5 protein-coding genes are annotated in these 7,309 nt (G+C 39.5%); 3 read left to right on the forward strand and 2 right to left on the reverse strand.

Going from position 1 to position 7,309, the window contains the following annotated elements; all coding sequences use genetic code 11:
* The first annotated feature begins 165 nt into the window (after positions 1–165).
* The gene (gene petJ, locus AC5JMK_RS05770) at positions 166–510 is read left to right on the forward strand and encodes a cytochrome c6 PetJ (RefSeq protein WP_096678838.1); all 345 of its coding nucleotides are present in this window, start codon (positions 166–168) and stop codon (positions 508–510) included.
* Positions 511–561: 51 nt separating this feature from the next.
* On the opposite strand, the gene AC5JMK_RS05775 is transcribed toward petJ, so the two are convergent.
* A complete protein-coding gene (locus AC5JMK_RS05775) occupies positions 562–2,070 on the reverse strand; it encodes a hypothetical protein (RefSeq protein ID WP_495909621.1) in 1,509 nt (502 codons plus the stop codon).
* Between the two features lie 953 nt (positions 2,071–3,023).
* Here AC5JMK_RS05775 and AC5JMK_RS05780 point away from each other — a divergent pair.
* Positions 3,024–5,069 carry a serine/threonine-protein kinase gene (locus AC5JMK_RS05780; RefSeq protein ID WP_096675216.1) on the forward strand — a complete coding sequence of 682 codons (2,046 nt, stop codon included), beginning with the start codon at positions 3,024–3,026 and terminating at the stop codon, positions 5,067–5,069.
* 169 nt (positions 5,070–5,238) lie between these two features.
* Positions 5,239–6,279, forward strand: a complete 1,041-nt coding sequence (locus AC5JMK_RS05785) for a WD40 repeat domain-containing protein (protein ID WP_096675215.1) — start codon at positions 5,239–5,241, stop codon at positions 6,277–6,279.
* A gap of 129 nt (positions 6,280–6,408) precedes the next feature.
* Here the strand turns inward: AC5JMK_RS05785 and AC5JMK_RS05790 are convergent.
* Positions 6,409–7,309, reverse strand: a 901-nt coding sequence (locus tag AC5JMK_RS05790) for a PPC domain-containing protein (protein WP_495909622.1), incomplete at its 5' end; no start/stop codon positions are given.

Below are 7,309 nucleotides of genomic sequence, written 5' to 3' on the forward strand. Positions count from 1 at the left end.
CCGTGAAGTTGGAAGCCCACACCATACCCAGTAGGGTTGGTGTTGGGTAGTTCACTTATTAAAGTCCTACCTGTTGCCTAGGCCTTGAAAGCTTTGAACAGCCATAGAATATTACTGAAAGGATTTATTTTTCGGTGGCTGGAAGCTTATTGCGAGGTCAAGACTTTGAGACTACTATTATTATTTCTGCTATTTGCGATCGCTCTGTTTATTTTTATATTTACCAGTCCAGCACAGGCGGCCGAAATATCTGGTGCTGCCAAAATATTTGCTTCTAATTGTGCTTCTTGTCATATTGGTGGTGGGAATGTCCTCATCGCTGAGAAAACATTGAGAAAGGAAGCCTTACAAAAGTATCTGGAAAATTATAACGCTGACTCACTTGCAGCAATTATTCACCAGGTGCAAAACGGCAAAAATGCTATGCCTGCTTTTAAAAGCAAGTTAAGCGAAGATGAAATTATCGAAGTAGCTACCTACATTTTTGAAAAAGCAGAACGGGGTTGGTAGTATAAATCAGTTATCAGTAAAAAACTAACTGATAACTGTTACTTGTTAATTTTAGTTTTGCCTTTCCTGTTTAACTTGGCGCAGCTGTTCTAGCAGTTTTTGGTTGGTATTTTGACTGTTGTTATTAACTTGTGGCTGGGATAGTTTTGGTATGGGTTGAGCTTGATTTGTCCCCGCTTGCACTGATTGTGGTGTGGGTTTGACAGTTGATTGTACGGGTTGCTGCTGTTGCTGCTGTTGCGGTGATGATTGATTTTGTGGAAGCGATCGCAAACGCTGTTTTAAATCCTGTTGTTCATTGGGGGATGACTGTGCTTGGGGTGTTTGCAAAATAGGCAATTTTTGAGGAGCTAGTGCAGGTAATTTTGATGGAGTAGCTGCTGCGGGAGCAATATTATTATTTGGTAAGAAAGAAAGTCGAAATGGATAATACTGGGGTTTGCCATTAGCCTGCACAGGATTTTTCTGGAAATACTCTCTAAAATATTCCCGTGCTGCTACTTTGAGGCTAGATGAAACTGAACTGTCAAAAAATTCTATAGATTCAACCTTACCATCGGTGTATACCAAACCACCCTCTATTTTACCTTCCTGACCTCTTTGACCACTAACGGTTTCGGAGATGAGTTTTTTGGTTTCAATGTTGGGGTATTGATCTCTTACTTTTCGCAATTGATCATTTAAAGAATTTATTTTCGCGATTTGCTGTGCTGTCGTCTGGGATGTTGTCGCTGTTGATGGCAAATTGGCTGTTTGAGGCGTGGATTGTTGTGATTGCCATTGTGGTAAATTTGTACCTCCCATTGCTAGGTTACTTCCTGGTTGCGGAGTACTTGTCGCAACTGGAAATTCCTGATTTTGCAACCCACTCGAAGTACCAGAGTTAGGACTACTAGAGTTATTGGAAGAAACGGAAGTCGGCGTGTTAGGTAAATTAGTGGGGATGTTAGCAGCTTGTAAATCCGGTAAGTTTGTGGGGTATGAGGAGTTAGAAGTATTGACAGAAGAAGGTAGTGGTTGCGGTTTTCCTAAGTCAATTTCATCTTGCAAACGAGCAATTTTCCTATCGTTTACACGCGGAACAGTTGTTGTATAGTTTTGCTTTTGTTCTATTTGCAATTGGCTCTTCTTCGGTAGAGGTAGGATACTAACTCGATTAGGAGATACGGGAATAGAGGTTAATGGCGGCTCAACCAGAGAAGTTGTCGGTTGCTGTGTGGGTAAGGGTGTTGATTTAAACGCAAACTTGGGAAATGGGGGAACTTGCGCTTGTAGAGGAACTTGTCCAGCTTGGGGAAGTTTTCCTTGTAAAGGAATCCCTGGTTGCTTGGGAAGCGCAGATGTAGTTGTCTGTGGCAAACGACTTTGATCAGCCTGGTTTAATTCAACAAGTCCGACACCAGTTTTTGGTGATTTTATCTGTTTTGGTTGAGTTTCCATCTGCATCCACGGCAGAAATAATGCGATTACACCGTGGATACCAACAGAAGCTAATACTGCTATCCCTGTTGGCTGACTAATAATTTCTGGTATGCTTTTGAATACGGAAACGTATGACATAGTTGTTATCGTTCACTCGGCTTGATTAAAGTAACCTGACAAACTTAATCTTTGACTACAGTAATCTCTCTTACGAATTGGGTTTCTCTACAAATAATAACTTCCTGCGTCATCAGTCAAAACAGGAAAACCGCAAAACCTTAAAATTATTTTATTAAAATTGATATTATATTGTACTAAAAATTGACTTTGGTCAATGCTAATCTTCAACAATAGTTAATTTTGTTAGCATTGTACATTTATCACAATTATCAAGATTGTAATAGCTAAAACAAAAGCTCAAGCTGATATTTTAGATACAATAGCGCTAGATGAGGCAGAGAAAAATTTTTTACTTTGTAATTCTAAGTGCAAACATACAAAGCTTCCTCAATGCTAAAAAATTTGAGAAGTACTTAAGTATAATTTAATCTATTGACATTAGCTAAAACAAATCAATAGACAGTTTAAGAGCAATTCAAAATCTTATACTTAGAGTAATTATATTTGATTTTTGTTGGCGTAGCCTCCCGTTTCAAAAACTCATATTTACTTGTGAGGACTCTTAACAGGGAACTCTCAACAGGGAACAGGAAGTGTATCTAGCTTCACAAAAATCAAATAGGAGGCCTATATTCAAGTATGCAAGATTTAACTTACACATACTCTAGGCATTCTTGGTGTTTGAGGAGTCTATAGTGATTAGATAAATTTATCTTGATACTTACTACTATTCAGTTTCAATAACTAATTCGAGCAATGAAGTTGTGGTGTATCCAATACATCAAAATTTTACAATTCAAAATGATATAGCTTGATATTTACCGATTAATTCATTTACTAGCTTGTACTCAAAAGACTTACAAAAATTTTCATAGAGATTTAGTATAATACAAGAGATTATTAATGATATAGAAAATGTTTTCGGGGCATCCTTAGCGTCATTTGTCACGCGGTCGTACCTTTTGTAATCAATGATCTGCTGCTTAAATCCTGATTGCCCACATCCCCTCAATCCTGATGGAAAGGAGTTCTGCCAAACTTGTAACAGTCCCCTCGTACAACTGTTACGGAAGCGTTTTCGTGTCATCCGTGTGCTGTCAGATGAGGGTGGATTTGGTAGAACTTACTTGGCAGAAGATATCGATAAACTTAACGAACGCTGCGTTATCAAGCAGTTAGCGCCTAAATTCCAAGAAAGCTGGGCCCTTTCTAAAGCGATGGATTTATTCCAAAGAGAGGCGCAGCGTTTGCAACAACTCGGAGAACATCCGCAAATACCAACTTTATTAGCTTATTTTGAAGAAAACACATACCTTTATTTGGTGCAGCAGTTTATAGATGGACAGAATTTGTTAAAGGAGTTGCAACAAAAAAGAGGGTATAGTGCTAAAGAAATTCGAGATATTTTGTTAGATTTATTACCTGTTTTAAGATTTATTCATGAAAGAGGAGTTATTCATAGAGATATCAAGCCACAGAATATTATCCGACGTAAAAATGATGGACGTCTATGCTTGATTGATTTTGGTTCTTCAAAGCAATTAACAGCGAAAGTACACATACAAATGGGTACTTCGATTGGTTCACATGGCTATTCAGCGATCGAACAAATCAGAGATGGAAAAGCCTACCCAGCCAGCGATTTATTCAGTTTAGGAGCTACTTGCTTTCATTTGTTGACTGGAGTTTCTCCTTTTAAACTGTGGACAGAACATGGCTATGCTTGGGTGCAAGATTGGCAACACTATTTAAAGAGTCCGATCGCCACTGAACTGGCTGAAGTTATTGACAAGCTATTAGCAAAAGATACTCAACAGCGCTATCAATCAGCTGAACAAGTTCTGAAAGCTTTGATGCCTAAGCCTAAGCAGCTATCGGAACGAAAAACCGAAATAGCTAACTCGTCGGTAATATTACCACCTACTCAGCCGCCATTTGTACCGAAAAAATACACATTAGTAAGAAATTTATTCTTGCTGAGTTCTTTCGTCATGTTGATCGTATTGGGTGAATTCTTCTATCGCCAATCCCATCATTTTGACATCTCTGTTTCTTCTCGTTTTGGTCAATCGGATAATACAGCAACTAATACCGAAGCAATTATTCCTCAATCCTCTAAATTGCCTATGGGGAATTTTTATTTAGCGCACACTTTCAAATCGCCTTCAAAATCGGTTTTGTCTGTTGCGATTAGCCCAGATGGTAAGACAATTGTCAGCAACAGTGGGGACACGATTAAACTTTGGAGTTTAACAACAGGACAGGAAATCATTACTTTAAAAGGGCATAGCGATCGCGTTAATGTTGTTAGCATCACCCCAGACGGACAAACCTTGGTTAGTGGTAGTGAGGACAAAACTATCAAACTCTGGAACCTAGCCAGAGGACAGGAAATCCGAACTTTTGAGGGACATACAAACTCAGTTCATACTCTGGCCATTAGCCCAGATGGTAATCTTGTAGCCAACGGTAGCGACGATAACACGATTAAATTATGGGATTTGGCAACTGGTCAGGAAATTCGCACTTTTAATGGCCATACCTCTTGGGTGCGATCTATCGTCTTCAGTCCCGATCAAAAAACTTTGATCAGTGGTAGTCGTGATCAAACTATCAAAATTTGGGATGTGACAACCGGAAACGAAATTCGTACTCTGACAGGACATACCCAAGCTGTAACATCCATCACGATGACACCAGATGGAAAAACTCTGATCAGTGGTAGTGATGATCAGACCATTAAAATTTGGGATTTGACAACCGGAAAAGAAATTCGTACCCTTACAGGCCATTCTGGAGGAGTTCGGTCTGTTGCCCTGAGTCCAGATGGTCAAACTATTGCTAGCGGTAGTAGCGATAAGACTATTAAATTGTGGAATATAAAAACAGGTGAACTAATTCGCACCCTAGCAGGACACGGCGACGGAGTTCAGTCTCTAGCTTTTAGTCAAAATGGCAACATTTTAGTTAGTTGTGGTTTTGACAACATCATCAAAATTTGGCGAGTCTCAACTTAATCATTTTTTTACATATAAAAAGTAATGTTAAATATTGACCAATAAATCTGAAAAGTCGTTCATCCAATGGGTAAATAAATTTATCCCCAGGAAAGTATATCAAATCTCTGGTTTGTGAATTTCACAGCATGAGACCTAAGCAACTGCTGAATTTGCAATATCTGTACAAATGAGCTACTCAAAAATCAAAATTATAACGGGTGCGGCGATCATAGTTTTAGGATCTGGAGGAACTTGGCTGTGGCAATCTGCCCCAGCTGCCACCAGCTTGTCTCCTGAAAGCTTTAGTCAGCCGAATAAAGCGGCATGGGCTAATCTTGGGGTCGGCGACGCTCTCACCCTCAAAGGACATGCCTACCCCGTTTGGTCTGTGGCAATTAGTCCAGATGGTAAGAAACTTGCTTCTGCAAGCACAGACAAAACTATCAAAATTTGGGATCTGGCAACAAGAACAGAATTACACACCTTGAAGGGGCATTCTGAATGGATCAATTCTGTTGCTATTAGTCCTGATGGCAAAATTCTTGCGTCTGCCAGTGCAGATAATACCATCAAAATTTGGGATTTGCAAACAGGAAAATTAATTCGGACTTTAAAAGGACATCTAGCCTCAGTTCAGTCTATTGCCTTCAGTTCAGATAACCAAACTTTAGTTAGTGGCAGTTGGGATCAGAGTATTAAATTATGGGATGTAACCACAGGCAAACAAATTCGCACACTCAAAGGAGATTGTGACGTAGTAGATGCGATCGCTATTAGCCCTGATAGAAATATAATTGCTAGTAGCAGTTACTTTGACAACAGCGTAAAACTGTGGAATTTACATACAGGAAAACAAATTCGCGTCTTGAGAGGTCACACAGAGGCAGTTCATTCTCTTGCTTTTACACCTGATAGCAATACTTTAGCAAGTGGTAGCTGGGACAACACGATCAAACTGTGGAATTTAAAAACTGGTAAAGAAAGTTACACATTTACAGGTCATACCAACAAGGTTTGGTCTGTCAGCTTTAGTCCAGATGGGAAGACTTTGGCTAGTGGTAGTTGGGACAAGACCATCAAACTTTGGAATATGAAAACAGGAGAAGAAATTCGCACCCTTGAAGGACATGACGACAAAGTTTGGTCTGTAGTCTTTAGTGCTGATGGTAATTCTGTTGCAAGTAGTAGTCTGGACAAAACGATCAAGATTTGGCGGGTATCGCAGTAAAGATTGTTGGTATAGCAATCTGTCTAACAGTTGTGGAAATTAAGACACCCAAATCCCCGATTTATTGAAGAAATCGGGGATTTTGTTGTTCAAGAATGATTCACGAATCCTAATAGTTGGCAGATAAGGCTAAAAAATAGTCAATCGATATGTACCTGTTCGTTGAGGAGCAGAGGAAATCACCACAACATAGTAAGTTCCATCTTCAGGTAACTTAGCTCGATCAATCAAAGCAGTATATCTACCATCTTTATCATTATCCGCAGCAATGACTTGACCTTTGGAATTGAGCAGAACGATATAGGGAGAAAACTGTTCTAGGACACTATCTACACGTATGCTCACAAGTTGGTCTTTTTTACCCTCAAACCTAGAAACATTGTAAGGACTGCCATTATTTTTGAGTTTAGAGCCGTTTGCTGCCAATTGGTCTGATTCATCGAGAGTGTAACTAGCTCTATCGTTCCTTAAAGCTAAACTATAACGACCTATTTCTCCAGGATTGCGGCTAGTGACTGCGATCGTATAAACACCTCTAGCAGGTAGTCTGATAAATAGAAATGCATCTTTGACTTCCCCGTTACTACCTGCTTCTCCACTACTTCTTTTAGCAAGAACGTTATTATTGGGGTCAAGCAAAATCATGAATGGATTTAGATTCAGATTGTTAGAACGGCGTTGATCAGCACTACCAATCAGTCTGATTTGAATTAATTGATTTTCCCTGCCCTCAAACTGATAAAAGTGAAAATACCTACCTTGAGATTTAAAATCACCTGGGGCTAAGACACCCAATTGAATGTCTACAAAGTTAATTGGTTTAGCGTTAGGTATTTTACTACCAGAAACAGGTGAGCCACCAGGATTTCTATTATTATTTGTAGGCTTAATCCTAGAGGGTGAAGAATTAACAGGACGAGGATTTGGTTGTGGTGCTGGTTGGGTATTAGTCGGTTTTGGTGTAGTTGGTGTAGAAGGACGAGGATTTGGTTGTGGTGCTGGTTGGGTATTAGTCGGTTTTGGTGTAGTT

The organism is Pelatocladus sp. (assembly GCF_059505505.1).